The sequence below is a fragment of the Agarivorans sp. 1_MG-2023 genome, assembly GCF_030548385.1.
In the GTDB taxonomy this organism is placed as follows: domain Bacteria; phylum Pseudomonadota; class Gammaproteobacteria; order Enterobacterales; family Celerinatantimonadaceae; genus Agarivorans.
The window spans coordinates 115,989-138,927 of record NZ_JAUOSJ010000007.1; the positions used below are offsets into that span (position 1 = coordinate 115,989).

At 44.0% G+C, this 22,939-nt stretch carries 15 protein-coding genes; 9 read left to right on the top strand and 6 right to left on the bottom strand.

The window, feature by feature from the left end; all coding sequences use genetic code 11:
- The first annotated feature begins 159 nt into the window (after nucleotides 1-159).
- The 5 genes from Q4592_RS12040 (at nucleotide 160) to Q4592_RS12060 (ending at nucleotide 6,798) form a co-directional block, all read left to right on the top strand.
- Nucleotides 160-810 (top strand): hypothetical protein, encoded by a 651-nt coding sequence (locus Q4592_RS12040; protein WP_303513262.1) that lies wholly within the window; start codon nucleotides 160-162, stop codon nucleotides 808-810.
- A 418-nt stretch (nucleotides 811-1,228) separates the two neighbouring features.
- Nucleotides 1,229-1,810: a hypothetical protein gene (locus Q4592_RS12045; protein ID WP_303513265.1), complete on the top strand. Its 582-nt coding sequence runs from the start codon at nucleotides 1,229-1,231 to the stop codon at nucleotides 1,808-1,810.
- Nucleotides 1,811-2,016: 206 nt separating this feature from the next.
- Entirely contained in the window at nucleotides 2,017-4,563 is a 2,547-nt protein-coding gene (locus tag Q4592_RS12050; RefSeq protein ID WP_303513268.1) for a right-handed parallel beta-helix repeat-containing protein, read from the top strand.
- A 104-nt stretch (nucleotides 4,564-4,667) separates the two neighbouring features.
- The gene (locus Q4592_RS12055) at nucleotides 4,668-5,087 is read left to right on the top strand and encodes a DUF2141 domain-containing protein (protein ID WP_303513273.1); all 420 of its coding nucleotides are present in this window, start codon (nucleotides 4,668-4,670) and stop codon (nucleotides 5,085-5,087) included.
- Nucleotides 5,088-5,313: 226 nt separating this feature from the next.
- Nucleotides 5,314-6,798: a hypothetical protein gene (locus tag Q4592_RS12060; RefSeq protein WP_303513276.1), complete on the top strand. Its 1,485-nt coding sequence runs from the start codon at nucleotides 5,314-5,316 to the stop codon at nucleotides 6,796-6,798.
- A 73-nt stretch (nucleotides 6,799-6,871) separates the two neighbouring features.
- Here the strand turns inward: Q4592_RS12060 and Q4592_RS12065 are convergent, their stop codons facing one another.
- The 3 genes from Q4592_RS12065 to Q4592_RS12075 form a co-directional block, all read right to left on the bottom strand.
- A complete protein-coding gene (locus Q4592_RS12065; RefSeq protein ID WP_303513279.1) occupies nucleotides 6,872-7,471 on the bottom strand; it encodes an MltR family transcriptional regulator in 600 nt (199 codons plus the stop codon).
- The gene (locus Q4592_RS12070; protein WP_303513282.1) at nucleotides 7,471-8,619 is read right to left on the bottom strand and encodes a mannitol-1-phosphate 5-dehydrogenase; all 1,149 of its coding nucleotides are present in this window, start codon (nucleotides 8,617-8,619) and stop codon (nucleotides 7,471-7,473) included. The genes Q4592_RS12065 and Q4592_RS12070 overlap by 1 nt, the downstream gene beginning before the upstream one ends.
- Nucleotides 8,620-8,707: 88 nt before the next feature.
- Nucleotides 8,708-10,600 carry a PTS mannitol transporter subunit IICBA gene (locus tag Q4592_RS12075; protein ID WP_137673466.1) on the bottom strand — a complete coding sequence of 631 codons (1,893 nt, stop codon included), beginning with the start codon at nucleotides 10,598-10,600 and terminating at the stop codon, nucleotides 8,708-8,710.
- Between the two features lie 494 nt (nucleotides 10,601-11,094).
- Between Q4592_RS12075 and Q4592_RS12080 the strand changes: the two genes are divergently transcribed.
- Nucleotides 11,095-11,733 (top strand): HAD family phosphatase, encoded by a 639-nt coding sequence (locus Q4592_RS12080; protein WP_303513285.1) that lies wholly within the window; start codon nucleotides 11,095-11,097, stop codon nucleotides 11,731-11,733.
- A 32-nt stretch (nucleotides 11,734-11,765) separates the two neighbouring features.
- Here Q4592_RS12080 and Q4592_RS12085 read toward each other — a convergent pair whose 3' ends face one another.
- Nucleotides 11,766-12,977, bottom strand: a complete 1,212-nt coding sequence (locus tag Q4592_RS12085; RefSeq protein ID WP_303513289.1) for a winged helix-turn-helix domain-containing protein — start codon at nucleotides 12,975-12,977, stop codon at nucleotides 11,766-11,768.
- Between the two features lie 222 nt (nucleotides 12,978-13,199).
- On the opposite strand from Q4592_RS12085, the gene Q4592_RS12090 reads away from it, so the two are divergent.
- The 3 genes from Q4592_RS12090 to Q4592_RS12100 all read left to right on the top strand — a co-directional run bounded on the left by Q4592_RS12090 (nucleotide 13,200) and on the right by Q4592_RS12100 (nucleotide 20,165).
- Complete coding sequence (locus Q4592_RS12090; protein ID WP_303513292.1) at nucleotides 13,200-14,030, top strand: mechanosensitive ion channel family protein; 831 nt, start codon at nucleotides 13,200-13,202, stop codon at nucleotides 14,028-14,030.
- 154 nt (nucleotides 14,031-14,184) lie between these two features.
- Nucleotides 14,185-15,705, top strand: a complete 1,521-nt coding sequence (locus Q4592_RS12095) for a M14 family zinc carboxypeptidase (RefSeq protein WP_303513294.1) — start codon at nucleotides 14,185-14,187, stop codon at nucleotides 15,703-15,705.
- A 284-nt stretch (nucleotides 15,706-15,989) separates the two neighbouring features.
- The gene (locus Q4592_RS12100; RefSeq protein WP_303513296.1) at nucleotides 15,990-20,165 is read left to right on the top strand and encodes a putative Ig domain-containing protein; all 4,176 of its coding nucleotides are present in this window, start codon (nucleotides 15,990-15,992) and stop codon (nucleotides 20,163-20,165) included.
- 227 nt (nucleotides 20,166-20,392) lie between these two features.
- Here the strand turns inward: Q4592_RS12100 and Q4592_RS12105 are convergent, their stop codons facing one another.
- Both Q4592_RS12105 and Q4592_RS12110 read right to left on the bottom strand, forming a co-directional pair.
- Nucleotides 20,393-21,664, bottom strand: a complete 1,272-nt coding sequence (locus Q4592_RS12105; RefSeq protein ID WP_303513299.1) for a GGDEF domain-containing protein — start codon at nucleotides 21,662-21,664, stop codon at nucleotides 20,393-20,395.
- A 156-nt stretch (nucleotides 21,665-21,820) separates the two neighbouring features.
- Nucleotides 21,821-22,585 carry an endonuclease gene (locus tag Q4592_RS12110; protein WP_303513301.1) on the bottom strand — a complete coding sequence of 255 codons (765 nt, stop codon included), beginning with the start codon at nucleotides 22,583-22,585 and terminating at the stop codon, nucleotides 21,821-21,823.
- Nucleotides 22,586-22,939: the final 354 nt, after the last annotated feature.

Genomic DNA, 22,939 nt, shown 5'->3' on the forward strand with positions numbered 1-22,939 from the left:
GTTTTTTGGCCTCACAGTTTATTTAACAGTGTCTTACTCAGCTTTCTAAAACTCCTCCTTTCCTCAAGCGCTTGCCTCCTTTCATGCTGATGTTTTTGTTATTCCATGCCTTAGGTAGCTGATGGTGCAAGGAAAAGGTGATAGTCTAATTTTCAATAAATGCGTGATAAGAAGAAAAATTCTTTGTTCAAACAAGGAGTTTATCCTCTTTATAAGCAGTTAGACGAACAAGAGGCAACAATGGAAAGCAAAGTTGATTGGTTTTTAAAAGCAGTAAGAATTTCCTCCGCATGGAATCCTATAGCAGCTGTATTCTTGCAACTCCAATCAGAGATTGATGGTATTGAAATTAGTCGTAGGCTTAATAATCTAGAAGATCCTATTAGCTCAAATTGTGAAAACTTCTCTGAATTAGGCAAAGCAATATACGAACAGCTTAAGAATGAGAAGCTTGGCCTAACGCAAGACATATACATACGTTACGCTCGCCCTCTTGCTTTATTCGAGTCTGAGGGGTATCTGCAAAGAAGGATGGTAATGGGGAGTCCATATGCTCTAGGAATTGAGTTATTTGATCCCACTTTTACTCTATATTTGGCAAGGTTATTTGAAAATCAATCTAATATGTCTGAACTTTATAGTCTTGTTGATAGTTGCAATATTGGGGTCACTATAGGTGGCATTCAATTAGCAAATTCTTTAGCAATACCGTTAGATGTTGTTCGTGCAGTATTTAGTATTTATGTGGCTAAAAGCTTTGGATTGTTATCCAATGAGCGAGGGACGTGTAACTATCGAGGAGTTGCCTGATAATGGCATACCCCATAGATAGATTGAAATGGAACAAGCCTACTTATGAGGGGCACTACGATACTCGAGCAATTGAGTATGAAGGCATAAGGTGCTGGTGTAAGAGGTGTGGGTCATCTTTCATTTTTGAGCCGGTTGAGCAAAAGAGGCAATTTGAAGAGTTAGGTAGATTTCCATTTTGGCTTCCGACTTTGTGTGCTCAATGCCAGGCTAAGTGGGAAGAGATTGGAGCAAAATTAAAGTCTTACGAAATGGCTTGGCAAAACGGTGAACTTTTAAAGTCGGAAATAGATAGCCTTAACGAATGGTTATCCCTAATAGAGTTGTCTAGAGACTTTTATAAAAAGGATTACCGTTCTCGAGCTAATATGCTGATGAAAATACTAGCTCCTACGCCAAGCGTTAGGTATCAAGATTAATGAAGTTCCTAGAGAATCGAATAGTAAGAATAGCTTTGTTATTTTTGGTTGTAGTGCCTTTGGTTTCTTGGTTTGTAGTGAAGCCGCTTAGGGTTATTGCTCCAGAGCTGTTAGGCCTAAATTGCTTCGATGATGGGATCTGTATTGATGATGTTAATAGAGTTGAAGAAGCCAGAGATTTGCGTTCAGCTGCTATTGTATTTCTTTCTGAACGAATCAGTCCTTTTGAGCTTACCCCAAGCGTAATTTTTTGCTCCTCATGGAAGTGCGCAGAGAAGTTTGGATTAGGAACGCGCTCGGCTGTTTCATTTGGCACATTTGGAATTGTTATTAGCCCACGAGCGTGGAAGCCATATTATGTGCGTCACGAGCTGATACATCATTTGCAAAGGCAAGAGTTAGGCACCCTGAAGTGTTTAATTCTGCCCACTTGGCTAATTGAAGGAATGGCCTATTCAATTAGTGAAGACCCTCGTGAAATGCTAGAAGAGCCTTGGCAAGAGTACCGTTCCAAGTTTCGAGAATGGTCAGCTAAAATTGATACTCGTAACATTTGGGGTGAGATAAGAAAGAGCGAGTAGCATGCCTAATAAAGCACTTAGCCATATCTAAAAATCTGGCCAGGGTATGGCGACTTTTGAATAGTTACTATTGTCCGTCAATATTAAACTCTTAATAGTTGCTGATCATATTTAAGTCTTTGTTTTATAATAAATTGATAGTCGATTCCATTTAGTATATTGTTTCGCCAATTAACATGGAACACAATAAAGACGGGAATCTATCAGTGTCCTTTAAGCTAAGTCACATATCGACATTTATCGCCTTAATCACACTTTCACATTTATCTCATGCTGCTGACTATTTTGTTGCACCAAGCGGCGATGATGCCGCCGACGGCTCTATTGCTACGCCTTTTCTAAGCTTGGCTAAAGCTGCGCAAATAGCGGTTGCTGGCGATACCGTGAACATTCGAGAAGGTGTTTATCATGAGGTGTTACGGCCGAGTCATTCAGGGGTAGAGTCAAACCCGATTGTGTTTCAGTCTTATCAAGATGAAAAAGTAGTCATTACCGCCATGGAAGCGGTAAATAACTGGACAGAAGACTCGGCTAATATTTATGTTGCCGATGTTGCTTGGGATTTAGGCCAATCGAACTTTGTGATGCAAGGCAATACTGCCATGGATTTAGCGCGCTGGCCGAACAATATTGATGGCGACCCGTTTACTCAAAACTCGCTAAGAAACACGGGTGGCAGTGCCAGTGATGTAGCAAACAATGCTTATTTAGATTATTCACCGGGTATTCCTGATGCCGATTGGTCGAAGGGGGGCTCTGTTTATTTTTACGGGGATAAACCGGGTTCTGGCTGGACAACTTGGCGCGCCTTTATTACCAGCAATACCACCACTCAAGTGAGTTTTAGCCTAGATAAAAATCCCACTTGGATCCGCACTTTTCATGCCCCTGCCGATGGCGGTGACTTTTTCCTGCAAGGGATTAAAGAAGCATTAGATTATCAAAACGAATGGTATTTTGATGCCGATAACAACAAGCTTTATGTGCAGCTGCCTGATGGCGTGATGCCAGGTGAAAACCAAGTGCAAATGCGTAAGCGTGAAACCACTATCGATTTATCTTCACGCAGTTATATTCATATTAAAAATCTTGCGGTATTTGGTGGCTCAATCGAGATCACTAGTGGAGCCTCGCACAACCACATTTATGGCGTGACCAGTTTATACGGCAACTACACACTAGGGGTGGTGTCGGGTTTTTCGTCAGATAATCAAAGCGTTAATATTCGTAGTGACTGGAACCAGTTTAACAGTGTAAACAACGTGATAGAGAAAAGTGAGATTGGCTTTGGCTCTGGTACCGGCATTTATGATTCTGGTGAAAATACCCAAATTCTTGATTCCTATATTCACGATTTTAACTACTTGGGCAATTACGACGCGATTATTAACGCTCGTGGTGGCAACAATACCAAGGTACTAAGAAACACCATTACCCGTGGTGGCCGAGATGCTATTCAAGCCTTTAATAACAATGCTGAATATGCCTTTAACGACATTTCTCGCAGTAATTTAATTGCCGATGATTGCGGCCTTTTTTACACCGTGGGCGGCCCTAGCAATACTGAGATCCACCACAACTGGCTGCACGATGCTTATTCATCGGGTAGTAAAAGCAAAGCGGCTGGTATCTATTTAGATAACGACGCCGAAGGTTTTGAGGTTCACCACAATGTGATTTGGAATACCGAGTGGTCGAATATTCAAATTAATTGGAATGGCACCGACATAAACATTTATAACAACACCCTATGGAATGGCAGCGCCACTATGGGGGCGTGGCATAAAGACGGTACCGCGTTTTCTAATGTGAATGTTTGGAACAACTTGTCTGATAAAGACTCGTGGGAACCGCAATCTGACAAGCAGAACAACTTAACCACGGCCGAATCTCCTTTTGTCGATTATGCCAATGGCGATTTTCGCTTAAAAGCCAGCTCTGCCCCTATTGATGCTGGCCGTGTTATTGCGGGTATTACCGACGATGTTACCGATGGTAACCCCGATGTTGGCGCTTACGAGAAAGGCGGCGATAACGAAAACTGGATAGCGGGCATAACCTGGGATAGACAGCTAGGCCCAACCGGTAATGGCTGTTATGGGCTTCCTGGAGAAGATTGTGTAAATCCGACGGTGGAAGTGCCGCTGGCGAGCTTTAGTGTTAGCAGTTTGGAGGTTGATGAAAATCAACAGGTAACTATTGTTGTTACGCTGTCTAGTGACGCAGGGGTTTATCCAGTGACCATTCCCTATACCTTGAGCGGCACCGCTGATAGCAGTGACCACAACTTGCTTGCCGGTAGCTTAGTGATTAACGCTGGCACTGAAGGAGCTTTAACTTTTCAAATACTAGCAGATGAGCTGATTGAAGGTGACGAAACGCTAGTGATTAGTATGGGAACGCTGATTAATGCCCTTGCAGGCACTAATGATTCTGTAACGGTAACCATAAAAGATAAATCAACAGCACCAACACCGGACCCTACGCCGGACCCAGATCCAACGCCGGACCCAGACCCTACGCCGGACCCAGACCCTACACCGGACCCAGATCCAACGCCGGACCCAGACCCTACGCCGGACCCAGACCCTACACCGGACCCAGACCCTACGCCGGATCCAGACCCTACGCCGGATCCAGACCCTACACCGGATCCTGAGCCCACGCCGGATTCTGACAGTGGTGGCGGTAGTGTAGGTTTTGGCCTGCTATTGATGCTGGCTGTGCTGAGGCTGAATAGAACCAATCTGTAGGGTAACCATTCAATGCAAGTAAGCGGGTAGCTGCGAAATCAGCATTACAAATTACTCGTAGAGGCTTATCATTGGCGTTATCTATATCGTTCAATATAAGCCTTATGAAGCGCCTAATTTATCTATTAAGTCTTGTTCCGTTTTTTGTGGTTGCCGCAGATGTCCACATTGATATCTTGGGGATTAAGGCAGGAAAAGGACAAATAGTGGTAAGCGTATGGGACTCAGAAGACAACTATCTTAAAACCCCTTTTCTTGTAAAAACCATTGCTGCTAGTCACATTCGCAATAAACAACTTAGGTTTACCTTTAGTAGCTCACTGCCAGCAGAGTGTGCCATTAGTGTTTATTATGACGAGAATGCCAACGGTAAGTTAGATACTAATTGGCTTGGTATTCCTCGTGAAGCCGTTGGTATTAGCAACAATATTAAAGGGCGTTTTGGGCCACCTAAATATAACGATGGAAAGATTACGCTATCAGGCAATGAACAAATATTTAAAATTTACCTTGAAGAGATTTAATCTCCTGTCATTATCCTGCCTCATTTATCTGCATACGCACCACTAGCCCAGTTGGCTAGCAAGGTTTTCACTACCAGTTTGCCTCATAATTCTACTTAATTAGCTGTTTTTTCAATCAGTAAATTGATGGCGATTATGTTCAAGAGCAGCTTGTTCCGCTAAAGTAATTAGTGAGATAGTTTGAGTAGAAGCAGCAGGAAGCACTTCATTCCCTATAAGGATTGTAATGAGATTAACCCCGTCGTTCGGCCTGAGTTTATTGTTAGTCATAGGTTTAAGCGCATGCTCCACCAAAACCCTTATCCCCTCAGGTGAGCGTGAAGAAGTTCGCCAACAAGTAGAGCAAAGTGCCGACGTAGGTCTGCAGCGCTTGCTTGAGTTACAGCCTGAGCTAGAGCAAGAAGTCGCCAACTCTGCTGGTTACTTTAGTTCTGAATTATCCAGCTTTAAAGTACCTATATTGGGCAAGTCTCAGGGACTAGGTGCTTTGTATAATAATCAAGACGACAGCATTAGTTACATGGATGTGGAACGTTACGATGTTGGCTTAGGTTTAGGCCTAAGTAATTACTACCTTATAGCCTTATTTGAAAACCAACAAAGTTTAGATGCCTTTGATCAAGGCGGTTGGGGCACAGGAGTGTCGGCAGAATGGCGCTTGGGCGAAAGCGGCCAAACGTTTGCTACAACAATGAATGTAAACGAGTATGACGTACCTGCTTACGTGGTGAATGATGGCGGCGCAAATCTGTCTGGCTCAGCGGTGTTAGTGAACGTTTCACGTAATGAAGAACTTACCGACAGCGGCTTAAACAAAATCACTCTGCCAATGAAAGACAGCCAATCTCGCGGTACTCAAAAGCAACATGCGCCGAGAAAGTGGGACCGTGTATTGCCCTTTTACGGCCAGCGTGTCGTAGACCTAGGTTACGACTTACCCATGCCTATCGGCATTAGTTTGATTTACGTTGATACTTATCAACACATGGATCTTGATGAATTAGAAGTTGGCCCAGGTGGCGGTGGAAACAAAGTACCGATCGATTTCGTGGCCTTTAGCGACAATGATAACAGCACCTCTACTCCGCAAATTAAAGTGGATGCTTGGCTGTTTCCTTTCATGAACGTATTTGGCACCTTTGGCCGGATAAGCGGCGACGCTAACGTTAATTTTGCACTCAATGGTGACGATTTATTAGAGCAGCTAGAAATTGACTGTTCAGGCATTATTAGCCACCCAGCGTGTCGCGTTCTAGAAGGAAAAGAAACGGTACCGTTTAATGTAAATGTAGATGTATCGGGTTACAGCTATAGCATTGGTACCGTGCTAGCTGGTGGTTGGCGAAGCTATTTTGTGGCTGTACCACTTACTTTTACCTATGCAGATATGGATCGAACCAGCAGCGACGGTGTAGTGTTTAGCGCGGTGCCACGAGTCGGGAAATTGTTCCAGTTTGAAGACGATCGCAGCTTGGCCCTGTATGGTGGCGTGAGCTATTTAGACAGCGAGTTACGTATTGAGGGTAATCAGCCGGTTCCCGGTACTGACTTGTCCATAGACTATAAGATTCGCCAAGAGAATAAAGATAAATGGCAAGGGCTGGTCGGCGGTAACTTCAACGTTAATGCGTATTGGTCGGTAATGGTGGAGTATGTAGGCTTTGGTGGAGACCGACGCCAATTTATTGCAGGTTTAAATCGTCGTTTCTAGCAGCACGGGTTTGCGAGTGTTGCCTGGGAATTGCGCGAGAGACTAGGCATCCCTGCCTTTTACGAAGTGAGGGTTAGCGCATCATGGTTTGCATTAACACATTGTCGCGACATAGATAGGCAACCATGTCGGTAATGGCTAAAACGATGGTTGACCGCACTTTTTGATTATGACGAGCAAGATGCATGTCGTACATTGGACCGCTAAGTTTGTTAAGTTTGGCAAGGTCTTCTTCAATGGGCATGATCCGTTGAATAGCGTGCACTTTGTTAAGTTCGAACAGAATGTCTATTTCAGTAAAACTTACCTTCTCATCTTGAATTTTTGTCCACTCTCTTAGGGTGACAAAAATTTCGATGTCTTCGTAAATCTCCTGAGAAATCACTCCTAAACCCAAAATTAGCTTTGCTCGCAGCATAATGTCGCCCAGCGGGCCATCGTTTTTCAACAAGGGGTCTACCGCAAACTTAACGGCATAGTCGTCTTTGTTGAAGATGCTTTTTAGCAGGGTGTCTACGGTGTCATCAAGGGCGTCGTACGCCGCCATTAAACACTCGCTAGCACTGCTTGCTTCGGCAATAGCTTCTAATAGCTCAGCTTCATTTGTGGGGTGAATAGGCATAGGGTCTCGGTAATAACAAAGTGCCACATTAGTGGCACTTGGCTGATTCATTATTTCAACGCTAGATACGCTTGTTCGGCTAGTTTAACAACTTCGTCGCTACTATTCAGCTCTGAATAATGCGCGAGTGTGTCGCAGAAGCCTTTTTCTTTGAACATTGCTTGCAGTTCTACTGCTTGTGGATCGTCGTCGTTTTGATAATGGAAAGCAGCCGCAATGCCTTTAATCAAGTGGCTGTTGGGTAGCTGATATTCCAAAGTACCATTTAATGGCTTAATCAAACGATCTTGTGGGCTGAGTTTACGAATAGGTTGGCGACCTACGCGGTCTACTTCGTCACGCAAATAAGGGTTAGCAAAGCGGCCAAGAATTTTTTCTATGTAAGCAGCGTGCGCCGTTGGGTCAAACTGATAACGGCGAATCAGCACTTCACCACTTTCTTGCATGGCGGCTTTAACGTCAGCTCTAATGGCAGGGTCTTCAATCGCATCTTTAATGGTTTCGTGGCCCGCCATTACGCCTAAATAAGCGGTGATGAGGTGACCGGTGTTTAAAGTGAACAGTTTACGTTCTACAAAGGCCATTAGGTTGTCGGTGCATTCCATACCTTTAATGTCAGGGATGTTTCCCTTAAATTGAGTCTGGTCAACAATCCACTCACTAAAGGTTTCTACGGTTACCGCTAATGGGTCGCTTTCACCGGCTTCAGCTGGTGGCACAATGCGGTCCACTGCTGAGTCAACAAAACCGATCAAAAGCTCTGTTTGCGCATGTAAAGCTTGGGGTAAATGTTTAAGTACTTCCGCTTTTAGCTGGCTAGTACCGCGTACCATGTTTTCGCAGGCGATAATGTTCATTGGTTGAGTGACACCGGCTAGCAAGCGTTTCTCAATGCCTTGGGCAATGGTTTTAGCAATAATGTTTAATACTGTTGGCCCCACCGCGGTGGTCACAAGGTCAGACTCAGCCACGCAATCAACCACTTCTGCACTGCTTGAATTTACCGCGGTTACTTTGCTTACTGGCTCTAAAGTGCATTGTTCGCCCACTACCTTAACCTGGTACTCGCCACGTTGTTGTAGTGCGGAAATAACGGTTTCGTTTACGTCGGCAAAGGTAACGGCGATGCCTGCGTCGGCTAATAATTTGCCAATAAAGCCGCGGCCAATGTTACCGGCGCCAAAATGTAATGCTTTCATAATAAATGTCCCGAAAATAGTACTGTAAAACTGAAACAGGAGGCCAAAATTGTTTTTGGCCTCCGTAGGTATTAAGAATGAATGAGGCTTACTTGCCGTTTAGGATTCGAAGCACATCATCCGGGTTTGATGTTGTTTTTAAGCATTCAATTGCTTCTTCGTCGTCCAATGCGTTGGTAATGGCGGTGATAACGTGAATATGTTCATCACCTTGCGCTGCAATACCAATCACCATTTTGGCAATATCGTCTTCGTCTTCACCCCAGCGGATGCCCTCTGGGAACTGACAGAACACGATGCCAGTGGCTTTAACGAATTGTTTTGCTTCAATTGTTCCATGTGGAACAGCAATAGATTCGCCAAGATAGGTAGACACTAGTTCTTCACGAGCTAACATGCCTGGCACGTAATCGGCCTCCACGTAGCCCAGCTTCACGAGTTGTTCACCAGCAAACTGGATCACATCTTGTTTGGTTTTTGCTTCCATTCCCAAAAAGATGTTTTCTTTTGAAAGCTTAAGCGTTCCTGATTCGCTAGAGCTTGTGTCTGCTGGCGTTTCAGCCTTTTTTGCTGGAGCCGCCTGTGCAGTGCTTAGTTCGCTGACTAAGTTGTCGTAAAGTGCGCTGTCTAAGAAGTTATTCAAAGATATATGCTGTGCTTGCGCCGCATGAGTTCGCGCTCGGTCGGTTAGGTCTTTGTGAGTAATCACAATGTCTGCGTCGTTTGGCAGGTTATTAATAGCTAAGTTGGTGACCTCAATATTGAGGTTGGCAGCTTCAACTTTCTTACGCAGTAAGCTGGCACCCATGGCGCTAGAGCCCATACCGGCATCACACGCTACGATGATTTTGTTAACTAAAGCCATGTCGGCAGTTACCGCTTCACCAGATTGGCCTTTAGAAGATGACTTCATGCCTTGCATTTGGCTAGTCGCTTGCTCAAGTGAATCGTCTTCACCAGTATCAGCTTGGGTTTTAAGCAGCAGCGAAGCAACAATGAATGACACTGCAGCAGAAGCGATTACCGATAGAATCACGCCTACAAAGCCTGACTTCGGTGTCATTAGTAGTACCGCAAAAATAGACCCTGGTGATGCTGGAGAAATCAGACCTGCGTCAAACACAGTCAGTGTGAATACACCTGTCATACCACCGGCAATAACCGCCAAAATAAGACGTGGATTCATTAACACGTAAGGGAAATAGATTTCGTGGATACCACCAAAGAAGTGGATGATAGACGCACCCGCTGCAGACTGCTTAGCGTTACCTTTACCAAACACCATGTAAGCGATAAGTAAACCAAGACCTGGGCCTGGGTTTGCTTCAATCAAGAAGAAGATTGAGCGACCAAACTCTTCTGACTGCTGAATACCCAGTGGCGAGAAGATGCCGTGGTTAATCGCATTATTCAAGAATAGGATTTTGGCTGGCTCTACAAAGATAGAGGCTAGTGGTAACGCGCCTGCTTCAACCATAGCGTTAACGCCTGCAGCTAAACCAGCAGACAGCAATTTAACCGCTGGGCCAATCACTAAGTAAGCAAGAATGGCACAAATCATACCGATAATGCCGGCAGAGAAGTTGTTTACCAACATCTCAAAGCCGCTTTTCACTTTACCGTGAACTGCTGCATCAAATTTCTTAATGGCGATACCGCCAAGTGGGCCAACAATCATCGCGCCCATAAACATTGGAATGTCGGTACCTACAATTACACCCATAGTTGTAATAGCACCCACAACCGCGCCGCGATCGCCGCCAACCATTTTACCGCCGGTATAACCAATCAGTAGTGGTAGCAAGTAGGTAATCATTGGGCCAACCATAGAGGCTAGCGTTTCGTTTGGTAGCCAACCGGTTGGGATGAATAGTGCAGTAATAAAACCCCAAGCGATGAAGGCGCCAATGTTCGGCATCACCATGTTGGAGAGGAAGCGTCCAAAGTTTTGTACTTTAATCTTTGCATCTGGGGATAGCATAGAATTGTCCCTTTAATGAATTTGTTTGTCGGTCCTTGAAGGACCGCTGGGTGTCTCTCAAGTTGATGTAAATTTAGCATAAGATTTCATTTTGCCTACTTCTAGTGGGTTTTTGTGACTCACATCTATTTTTGGTTGGGTGTAAGCAGAAGAATTGGTGATTAATGTCACATCATTTACGCGTTGATAACTTACAAGCCAATTTAAGTGACCTTTAAGTAAATATTAAAGTGATTTGAGTCACTATTTGTAGGGGGGCGGTCGGCTGTTGATGTGTGACTTCCGTCTCATAAATTGAATTCTAGGCCTAATTTAAGCATTGGTTAGTTTGTTTATTGAGCTGTTTTGGTTCGTTTATTGAGCCTCGCATGGCTAATTTGTAATTAAATTACATATTTGTAGTATTTTTTCTTTGGCGTTTTAGTATTGGTAATGAAAGATTCGCGCAATAATGACGCTTTATCGACATTCTTTGGTTGTGGGAGTTTTCACTTATGATTAACGCAGTGTTGTTTGACATGGATGGTTTAATTTTTGATACCGAAAGCATCTATAAAACCAGTTGGCAATATGCCGCTAAAGAGCAAGGCTTAAAGCTGAGCGATGCTCTGTACCAGCACTTTATTGGCGTGCCTGATGCCGCCTGTGAGCAAATGTTAGTGCAACACCTTGGTGCTGAACTGGATTTGCCGCGATACCAAGCGGTAAGAGATAAGCACTTTCACGCTTTGTGTGCTGCTGGGGTAACTTACCAACCTGGTTTTACCGAGTTGTTTGGCTATTTACAGCAACGAGCCATTCGTTGTGCTTTGGTGACCTCTTCTGGCATGGCCGAGGTTAAGCATTATTTTTCAGGCTCTCCCTTTTTAGAGCAATTTGAACGAGTAATTACTTCGGAAGATGTGAGTCGTGGCAAGCCTTACCCAGATTGTTATTTGTTGGCTTGTGAAGGCTTAGTGTTACCGCCAGCAGAATGCTTGGTATTAGAAGACTCGAATAACGGTATGCAAGCGGCGTTAGACGCAGGTTGCCAGGCAATAATGATTCCGGATATGTTGCAAGCTAATGATGAGGTTAAGCGTCGAGCCAAGCATATTCTCACGAGTTTGCGCGAGGTAATCCCGCTGCTTTAAACGTTGGTGGCTAACTATTGGAAGCCGATAGCTTATTGAATTGTACTAAAGGCTGTTAGTTGGCTGAGTAAGGTCGTATTCAGTTGCTTGGCGTTGGCTTTGCTAATGGATAACTGCAGAGCATTACATTGGTTAAAGCGCATAAACATCGCCAGTTCTGTTGTTAACGCTAGGCTAAAGGCGTCGAGCTTTTTTAGCCAAGGCTCTAATACCAAGTTGAAAATATGCAGGGTTTGGCTGCTACGCTCAGCTTTGCAGTCCATTCGCGCTACTAAACGACCATCCCACAATATAGGCAAAGAGAAATACCCGTATTGGCGTTTAGCTTTAGGTACGTAACACTCAATTAAATAGTCAAAATCAAACAGCTTTTGCATACGTTTACGCTGGATTAGCAAGTTATCGAAGGGAGACAAAATTTTCAATTTGCTGCGTGCTAGCGGTTTGCTCAGTAGAGGGAGTGATGCGGGCAATGCAAAATAGGGGTGCCCATTAACGTTAAACCTATCGACTTCGCCGCTATTCAGCATTTCGTTTAAGGTGTTCTCTACTGCCTTTTTATTGTTCTTTAACAAATACACCATTTCAGACGCTTGGCCTAACCCATTGGCGCGTAAGTAAGAGGTGACTAAAAAGCGGCTATGTTCTTCTTGGCAGGGAACAGATGTGTTGATAGTTGTTGGCAGTACTCGTTCGGTGAGCTGATACACCTTATGGAAGTTTTGACGGTAAGGCACCATTAAATCGCCTTGCATGAACAAACACTCCAACGCTTGTTTAGCCGGTTTACTGGCCCAATCACCGGTTTTTTTACCATGGTGCTCAAAATCTTTGGCCATTAATGGCCCTTCTTCGCTAATGCGCTTTAATATCGCGTCCATCAATTGGGTGTTTTTGTTATACCAGTGTTTTTGCTGACCGCTGGCAAAGGCATGTTTACGTGGCAAGCTAAAGCGGTAATCACGCATGGGTAAATAAGCCGCCGCATGCGACCAGTATTCAAAGACCTTTTTATCTTTAACTAATCGATCTAGGTGCTCTACTTGATAACGTGGGTTGCGGTTCCACAGAGTGTGATGATGAGCGCGTTGAATCACTGAGATGGTATCTATCTGTAAATAAGCGAGTTGCTCAATGGCGGCTAGGCTGGCATCTATTGCGCTGCCGCGAGCTGCTGTTGGCGGCAAGAGCTGAGCGTGCAGTACCAGTTTTCTAGCTTGTTGAAGAGAGAGTGATTCTGTCATTAAGTATTTTTAATCGCTAGCCATAAAAACCAGCTTACCGCGAGTAGAGGGGGCAAACTAGATTAAGAACGATTTTTCACTTCCCGTTGCGTACTTCAGTAAATGATTTAGTGACATGCAAAAATTATCCTATCAAGCTAATATTTAACGAGTAAACTTGACTAAGAGCATGATTAATCAGCAAGTCTGCTCACTGTTTGTACTGCCTGCAAGGAATGCTAAATGATTGACCAAGAACTCGCCCAGCTCGAATCGGTATATCAAACTATTGTCGACTTTATGGTGCGCTATAGCTTCCAGCTAGTGGGCGCCATTATTATTGTGCTATTGGGGCTGTGGTTTGCCTCTAAAGTCGCTAAGTGGTTATTCAAAACCTTAGACGGTAAAGGTTTAGACATTACTTTGGCTAACTTCATCGCTAATGTGGTGAAGATATTGCTGATTAGCATGACGGTGATTATTGCCTTGGGTAAACTTGGGGTCAGCATTACGCCATTTGTGGCGGCATTAGGTGCTGTTTCTCTTGGCGCAGGTTTAGCCATTCAAGGTACGTTATCTAACTATGGTGCGGGTTTGGCGATTATTCTTACGCGGCCTTTCGTGCTTAAAAACACCATCACGGTAAAAGGCTACACCGGTATCGTAGAAGAAATTAATTTGGCGACGACGGTGTTGGTGAACGAAGACAACGAACGCGTGACCATTCCTAATCGCCATATTGTTGGGGAAATTCTTAAAAATACTGAGCAAAATAGTTTAGTAGAAGGTGAGGTGGCCGTGGCTTACGGCAGTGACCCCGAGCAAGTCATCGCCTTGATAGAAAACACCTTGGCGACCATTGCTGAGGTGCAAAGCACACCAGCTACTAAAGTGGGCATTGATGCATTCGCCGATAGCGGCATAAACATTAGTTACCGCTTTTGGGTACCCACTCCGATATTCCATCAAACAAAATTCTCTGCCAACCTTGCTGTGTTTAAAGCTTTGCAACAAGCTGGCGTGCAAATACCCTTTCCGCAGCGCGAAATTCGTATGCTGTCTGCCGATGAATAAACGGCTAAGCTACTTACTGCAAAGGAAAAATTACAGCGAATTGATAATTAGTATTATTAATTAATTACTAATTAAACAGCCAAAGCCCTATGATTTATTTTTGACTACGAGTTGAGCTTTATTTGCTCTAGCTCTCACTTATCAAGGATGATCAATGAAATTTAGCTCGATTTGCTTGCTGCCTTTGCTGTTAGGTTTAAGTGCTACTGCCTCAGCCAGGTTTCACTCGGCAGTTCACGACAACCCTTATTGGCGACTCTCAACCTACCAAGACCTGCGCACTCAGCTGCGTTTTATGCCCTACTTCGCACGAGTACCACTGCAAACAGGGGCGTTGATTATTAACGATAATAACCAAGGTATTGTGAATATCGACCAAGCGCTACCGACAGATCTTGATATCAATTATCAAGTTTGTGGCGAGCAGGTTGAGCCGCAAAGTATTCGCCAGGCGGTAGTTTGCACGGTAGACGACGGTGGTCGAGGTAATACCAACCCTGAGCATATTGGGTGGTCTACCCAAGGGCGAGAGCTACTAGGCATACGAATGGGCAACCCTAGTGGCAAGCGAGTGATGATTATTACTCAGCAACATGGCAACGAACCCGCCGGTACCGAAGCTGCACTTACTGTTATGCGCTGGTTAAGCGCTGGGTTTGGCTACAGCAGCAGGCGTATTCTTGAGCAGCTTGATATATTGGTTATATTACGGGCGAATCCTGATGGCGGGGAGCCAGATCCACAGAGTTGTAACTTCAATCCCACTCCCGGCACGGTGATTGACGAGAATTGTGCCCTCATTAGACAAAACCTTGATCCGCAAGCCGGTGGTGGATTTGCTGAAAACTCTGAAGCAGGTTTTATTGGCATTGTTGGTCGTGGTTACGATTTAAACCGTTATCACCATGTGAAGCTTGATAAGCCCATTCGTCCAGTAGAGAGCCAAGCCATGGTGGCAGCAGCATTGGCGTTTAAACCCCACACGGTGCTGGATTTACACGGAGACCTGCAAAAAACCGATTGCCAGCTAGATTTTAGAACCATTCAGCCCGCGCAAGTACTTGGTGTGTTACCCACTGTTGATTGCTTAAGTGAAGAACACCAAGGTAACTTTCGTTTATTAAGCCCCTTTGCCGATGCTATTCCTGATTCTCAGCAAGAAAAGTTAGTACAAAGCTTGGCGGTGGAAGTTATGCAGCGAGTCGATAGGTTGTTTGTAGGCTCAACTGGCCGTTTTTCTCAGGTACAGTTAGGTGCTGGTAATATAAGTAGCGGCGCTACTGGCAATTATCAATTTATTGGTGCAGCAGCCGGAGGTTGGGAAACGGTTAACTTTAGTAAAGAACTTCGCGGGGACGTGGTTGCGTTGGTAGATGGACAAGCGGTGATAGGGGTGAACCCTGGTTTGCCTGAGCCTAGCTTGATCAGCAAACAGATTTGGATAAACCGAATTGCCTTGTTTGAAGCCTTATCAAGCTTGGCGGGTTATGCTCAACATCCGCCACAAGATACCAATGGCTTCTGTGATTATCCCCTCGCCCAAGGTTTACGTGCTAACTTGCCTGCTGAATATTGGGGCTCGCAAGCTACTAACGGCCCTCAGCTTATTCCAATAGACCCGGGCGTTGGTGTACCGCTGTATATCAGTGGTAACTGTCCAGATAATCCTTTATAACAGTGGCCCAACCCCCTATAATATTAAAGTAATCAATAATGCCGCGGTGTGAGACTGTGGCATTATTTTGATGTTGTTTCTATCCCTCAATTGCGGTAAATCATCTTTATATTAGTTTATTTGTCTTATTTTTTGACTTGTCACTAATAATCGATTCTTTTCCTATTTGTATGCTTGTTAAGCCATTTGTTATTTGTAGTATGTTGATGTTTATGGCCTTTTTGTAGGCCAAAAAATCTAATTATAAACAAATTAACAGCAAGCTTTAGGAAAGGACTCTTAATATGAAGTATGCCAAGTCAAAATTGGCCTCGTTGATCGCGATCTCGCTTTCTTTAACCGCCTGTGGCGGTGGAGGTGGTGATTCTAGCCCTAAGAATGTCGCGCCAACTATTAGTGGTACGCCGCAGTCGAGTATAGATGAAGGAGTGGCATTTAATTTTACCCCTGTCGCTTCTGACGAAAATAATGACACCCTGAGTTTTTCAATTACCAATAAACCTACTTGGGCGTCTTTTGATGAGGAAACTGGCGTACTATCTGGTACGCCTGCGCGAGAAGATATTGGCTCAGTATCAGACATCATTATTAGCGTGAGTGATGGCAAGGAGACTGCTTCATTGGCTCCATTTGAATTATCGGTAAGCCGTGTATTAGCCTTGAGCGGAAAAGTTATTGATGGTTACGTATCTGGCGCCGTGGTATTTTTGGATCTAAATCTCAATGGGGAGCTAGACGAAAATGAGCCGAGTGCAATAAGTGATAACACGGGCGCATACACTCTAGCTTTGAAGGGCGCTGATATTACCAGTTTGAAGTCGGCCCCTATTCGCGCACTATTGGGTGATGGAGCCATTGACCTGGATACCGGTGAAGATTTCTCTACTAATCCAGTTGTGTTGTCAGCTCCTCCTCTATTTGAATTAGACGAGAATGAAGATCCTACCGGCGCAGCGATTTCTCCTTTTACTTCTCTAGTTGTTGATGAATTAAAAGAAAGCTTAACCTTGCTGGCTAGCGGTTCAGTCAGTGCTGAGCAAATTAATCAAGAGCTAATGGCGGCTAAAACCAAGGTGGTAGCTGACTTAGGTTTAGACGGTGGTGTTGAGGTTATTTTAGGTGACTTTCTTTCTGATGAGGTAGGTGAAGCGATTAAAGCAGCCTTAGCAAAAGAAGCGATTGACCGTACTACTGAACGTCAAGAAGCGGCTAAAAAAGAGCAAGAGCTTAAACAGGATTTGGAAGACAACCAAACGGTAGAAGTTACCACCCGGCGAAGCAGTCGAAAAAATTGGATTGCTGGGAAAGAAGATTACTTCCTAGTTGAACAAAGCAAAATTACTACCTTATTGGATGACGGTACAAAAAAAGTAGCGGCTGAGTCCGTCAGTTACCTCACCTATGCTAACTATAAAAGAAAGCTAGATGGGGATCAGGAAGCGCTGATTTTTGAAAAAGAATCCTGGACCGAAAACTATTTGGCTGATGGAACTTATTCAGCCCATTTTTATTGGGAAACCGATTTAAACCAAGACAACCTTAGAACGTTTAAAGGGCGCGTTTACCGAGTCGGAACTCATGATGAAGCTGGTCAACTTTCCTATGTTGCTTACCATGATGAGTCTTCTTCAATTGACGAAGGTGGCTATGATGATGATGAAAGCTTTGACGATATAGATATTGAAGCAGCAGTTAATGCTGGAAACCTCTCTCAAATCGAATGGGTTCAAAGAGTGACGCATTCGTCTGAAACCTTAGAAAGTGGTGAACAAGTAAAAACGAGAATCAGTGAGTCTTTAGATAAAGAAGAACTAGAGCCTTACTTTAGAAGAACCCAAGTGACGACCACTTTTGCTGACGGCTCTGTTTCAAATGAAGAGCTTAGAGATTCTTCCGCAGATGGAACGATCAATGATTACACCAAAGAAACGCTAACGCCAAATGGTGAAAGAGAGTTCACTAAGCGAGGTAGTGTTTATACTTGTTGCATCAATGGTGTATTTGAAGAGTATGCGCAATACCGTTGGGATAGAGGTGAGCTTACTAATTATTGGGAAGATTACCAAGAATCAAGCAAAGTAGTTGATGGTTTAAAGGTATCGGAAGGTTCTGGTGGGCGTTACGTATACAGTTATGATACTGGAATGGCTGAACTTGGGCAGGATGGTAAAGCTATTAAGTTTCAGGATTGGAAGTATACAACTACCGATCTATCCGAAACTTTAAGCCTCGAGTTTAATGAATATCACCACTACGGCTTAGATAACTATTCATTTACTAAAGAAGAGCCTGGCCAAGCAGTTAAAGTTTGGGAGAAGGGTGATTCGGGTTTATGGCTTGGTCACGACTATCCGGAATGGAACTCTGCCGAAATAGAAGGTCTCGATAGTAAAATTAAAGCCGCCTTAGATAGTGGCTTATCTTACGCTGAAATTGATGAAAGTGTGGTTGCAGGCTTGAGTGCTTATAACGTACTGCGTTTTAGCGATAGTTTTGTTTACCAAGCAAATGGCGATGTGAGAACGTGGTTCTTAGTCAACCAATTTGAAGGAGAATGGCAGCTGCAAGAGACAGGTTTAGAGCAACTACCGAATGGCTGGCGCTTTAATGTTGTACCTGGTGGAATGGTCGTAAAATTGGAAGACAGTGATGATTATTACTCTCGTGATAATTATACCCCAGTGCCTTTGATTGATGCTGATGTTGATAAGGGGTACTTCGAATCTCAAATGTATTGGGATCCTGAGCAAACTTTTTATGGTTATTTAAATCAAGCAGCCGCCCAAGCTAAATTGGATGCGCTTATTGCCGAGGAAGCAGCTAGAGAAGCTGCGATGCCACGGGAACGAGTGAGCGTGCTGTTTACTCTTCCTAGCGAGCAAACCACTGGCTTAAACCAAAGCGAATTAGAAGCGCTATATACAAGCTATAGCCTGCGAGCTGAAAATGCTGGATATTGCCAAAGCTTAACCAAAGACTATTCCGACAGAAATGCAGCCGGTGAGACAATTGCATTTAGTTCAGTCGATGCGTTGGGCGCGGTGTTCAATGTTGATATATACACAGAAGTGGGCTACGGCTGTTTTGAGTTTGATGTGGTGAATAAAGATGGCTCAGTATTTGCGCAAAGCCCTCTTAGATTCGAGCGTAGTAAGTATGCCCTAGCGGAAACTAAAATCGATAGTATAGAAGTTGACTATGCTGGGCTGAATGTTAATCACGCAAGTTGTGACTTGGAACCATTGGATGATTTGGGGCCGCTTCAGCAGCAGCTATTCTTGCGCAGTACAGGTAACCCATCCTCTGTAGATGGCACATTATTCGAGTACGTAGGGAACAATACGTATCAAGCTAAAGTATTTACTGACGCTGAGCAGGTGTTCAATTTTGAGCTTACATCTGAAGATGAGAGCTTAAGATTTTATTCTGATAACCCATTATATTGGTATGGAGACCAAGTTGACTTAGTTCCTAACACGGAATGGGATTACTCGAACTCTATTCTACTAAGCAGTCAAAAAGTGTCGTTAATTGCTTTTGAAATTAATGATAGCTTAGATGTAGGCTCAATTTTGGTTGCGATCTGTGAAGATGGTACGCTTTCTAATGTAGAAACTACTACTGGCCCAATGTTGATGTCGGATACTGAGAAGTTTGAAGAGTATTCGCATTATGTGTGGAATGCACCTTACATGTTGACAGATTATTGGTTTGAAAATACTGAAGCCAAGAAAGTTGTTAATGCGGAAGTTGTTACAGAGCTTACCGGAAAACGTTTGGTTATAAATGCATCTAAAGATGATGCTCAGCCGGACTTGGATGGTGAAGTTATTGAGTTCCAAAACTGGCAAGCGACACAAACCCAAATTAGTGACACTTTGTCGATTAACTACGGTAAATACCAGCACATTCCATTAGATGAGTACGCATTTACGGCTAATGACGAAAATATTGGCCAAAGTGTTCGAGTGTGGGAAAAAGGTGCAACCGGTATTTGGTTGGGTCACGAATACCCTGAATGGGGAAGCGTTGATGTTGTGGATTTAACTGGGCAAGTGCGCACAGCCATTGATGCAGGCAAAACTTACGCGGAAATTGACAGTTCGGTAATTCCTAATCTAGGGGACTATAACCGTTTAGCTTTAAATGAAAGTTTAATTTTTGATGATGAAGGAAATCCGAGAACTTGGTACCTAGTTAACCAGTTCGATGCAGCTGGATGGGAAGTAACAACTACAACACTAGAGTTATTACCAAACGGTTGGGTATTTAAGCCGATCCCAGGAGGCTTAATCATTGTTAAGTCTAGTGGTAATACACCTGTCCCTGTTTTAGCGGCAGATGTAGATGCGGGCTCGTTTGAATCTCAAGCTGTTTGGGGTGATACCGACACAACCTTCTTCGGCTACTTAGACTTAGCCAGCGCTAACGCTAAGCTATTGGAGTTAAGTCCTCCTTAGGTTTTAGGTTTCATGGTTTGATAAAAGGCGCTCACCAGCGCCTTTTTTATTATTGTTGTATTGCGAGTAGCAACATAGCTTTCACTATACGGCCATTAGCTTATTAGTTGGTTGCTTCTTTGTTTAGCTGAGTGCAGTGAAGAGTCGATTGGTGCAATAGTGGTGGATATAAGTCATCGAGAACACAAGTGCCTAGGAATGTAGCGCTTCATAAAATGTTGAAATGACTACTTAGCTGCAACAACCTTATTACGGCCGGTTTCTTTCGCTTGATACAAGGCTTTGTCGGCGCGTTTAATCCATTGTTCAATAAAACCGGAGTTAATTTCTGCTACGCCAAACGAGCTAGTGATGCGGGCTTTTTCACTGAGCACAGTGCCTTCTACACTTTTACGCAAATGCTCGGCTAAGGCACATGCGCCTTTTAACCTAGTGTGAGTACATACCACAAGAAACTCTTCACCGCCCCAGCGAGCTAAATAGTCGCCCTCGCGAATTTGCTGGCGAATTAGGTTAGCAATGTTTACCAGTACTTTGTCGCCTTCATCGTGGCCGTATTGGTCGTTCACTCGCTTAAAGTGGTCGATATCGAATAACACAATGCTAGCGGGCATACCTATATCTACATATTCGATCACAATATCACTGAAGATACTGCTGAGCCCGGCGCGGTTAAAGCAACTGGTGAGTGGATCGGTTTTGGCCATAAACTCGTAGTTGTCGCGCTCAATGCTTAAAAAGCTATTCACTTTATTTAGCTCTAGTGCATGTTTATCAGATTGCTTGTTTTGGGCTTTTACACCGCGCGATACGCTAAAAAACGCCTGAGTAATGCTAATCAACCACACCACTAGTAACGCTATATAAAGGTCTTTAGCTTGTAGCCATTTACCTTCAAGCTCTACAGAATGTAGTGATAGTTCAATATTCTTAGCCTGCTGGTTATCACCGGTAAGTAAGGTTAAATGTGTTACCCATTGGTTTTCATCACTGCTTGGTTTGTCGCGCTGAGCATACTGCCACCAAGAGGGGATATAAAGCTGGTCTAGGTCAAAACTATAAGTACCGCGCCCTTGTTGGGGTAATAGGCTTTGTTGGTAGAGATGCAAATATTCAGGCTTTTTTTGCTGTGGGTTATACAGTTGCAGCAACAGGTTATCGGGCGCATTGCCTTGATAAGACAAGTTTATAGCGATGCTTTGATAAGCGCTTAAATCAATACCTTGTTGCTTACCATTTTGCAGATGGAGTTGCATAGCGCAGGCTTGGGCGCTGTCTGCGGCGGGCGTACTGCAAAACAAGGTGGCTTTGTTCTGCTGTTTCAGCAATAAGCCTTTTCCCACGCGACCATCTGCTAGCTGATGTGAGAGCGAAATGGGAGAATCTTCATGTAGGTTGAAGTTCAGCTGATGTTCCATACCAAAGTATTGCCAAAGGACTAATACCAAAGAGACTAGGAAGAGTAGCGGGTAGTAAACATCTCGTTGCTGTAAATTCATATACCAATTGAAGAGAGTAAGAGTGACTATTTATCCTCTGTTATTATCAATTAATCCTATGTTTTTTAAAGGGCTTTACAGCTCATAACGTATAAATAACCACATTTGGTGAGCGGAATAGAGTATTCAGTCTAATCTATCGTACTTAAGCTTATGTTATTTCATGGCTAAACAGCGCTCATGTAAAATGGCATTGCGGTTTTGCTGAATGTTTTCGATGCGCTCTGCTCTTAGGCATTCATGTTGTGTAACCGGGTATTGTTTATCCCAAGCGTGCATTAATTGGCGTTGGCTTTTGCTCAGCGTAAAACGGGAATAGCTGGCGTCCATATACAAATAACTGCGAGCAATTGGCCCGCGAGCAAGCTCTGGCGGTTGTGCTTTACGGCTCTCAATGCGCATATCACAACTGCCGAAGCTAGATGCGCTATCGCTTAACATAGTGAAGTTGTAGTTCGAACGCGCCGCATTTACCGCACCAATGGCAGGATAAAGGTTATACATGTCTGCCTGCATTAAGCGGTATTCGCTGTTGGCTTTTTCTGCGCAACGGCGGCCTTTATAGCTTTTTCCTTTGGTGTTTACACAGCTTGGGTGCCCTTCTCGCCACTCACTAAAACTACGGCCAAAGTTTTCTGCAGGCACTACATGTTCGGTTTCATAGCGAGCCAGTCGATTAAGGTATTTACTGGTGGAGAAGCCAGCATTTAAGCGAACATTTTTCTTCTCATCAAATGAGGCTTGGCAATACAAGGTGCTACGCATCGCGGGCTCAATATACACCTGCTGCAATAACAAACGCTTGGCGCTGCTGAATGACTCAATGGTTTGATTTCCATCAGCAAAGGCGAGTGCCGGGAAGCAAAGGGTAAGCAGCAATAAACATCGCGGTAGGCTGCTTAGGGTTGTTTTTAAGTACATCTTAATCTTATAAAAAACCAAACGAACAGGCGGCAACTGTACAGGCTGTTTATAAACTCAGCTAATCATCAATAACCCGCGCTTATAGCGGAGAGACCAGTGAGCCAGATATTGATTCAGAAGCCTCCAAAATAAGTGACATTTCTTTCGCTGCTTTGAAAGCGTTTTCTATGTTGCTAGCTCTGGCCTCAGCGTTTTTTGCGGTTTTTTTGTTGTTTTAACAAAGTTATAAATGGTGGAACTGGTCACAAAAATCTCGTTCTGACTGACTTATCGTTGAGCCGTTTTGTCCCTTTTGGGGACTAGTAATCTGCCAGAGCCCATTAAGTAGTAGGAAGACTTACTGGCAGCAAA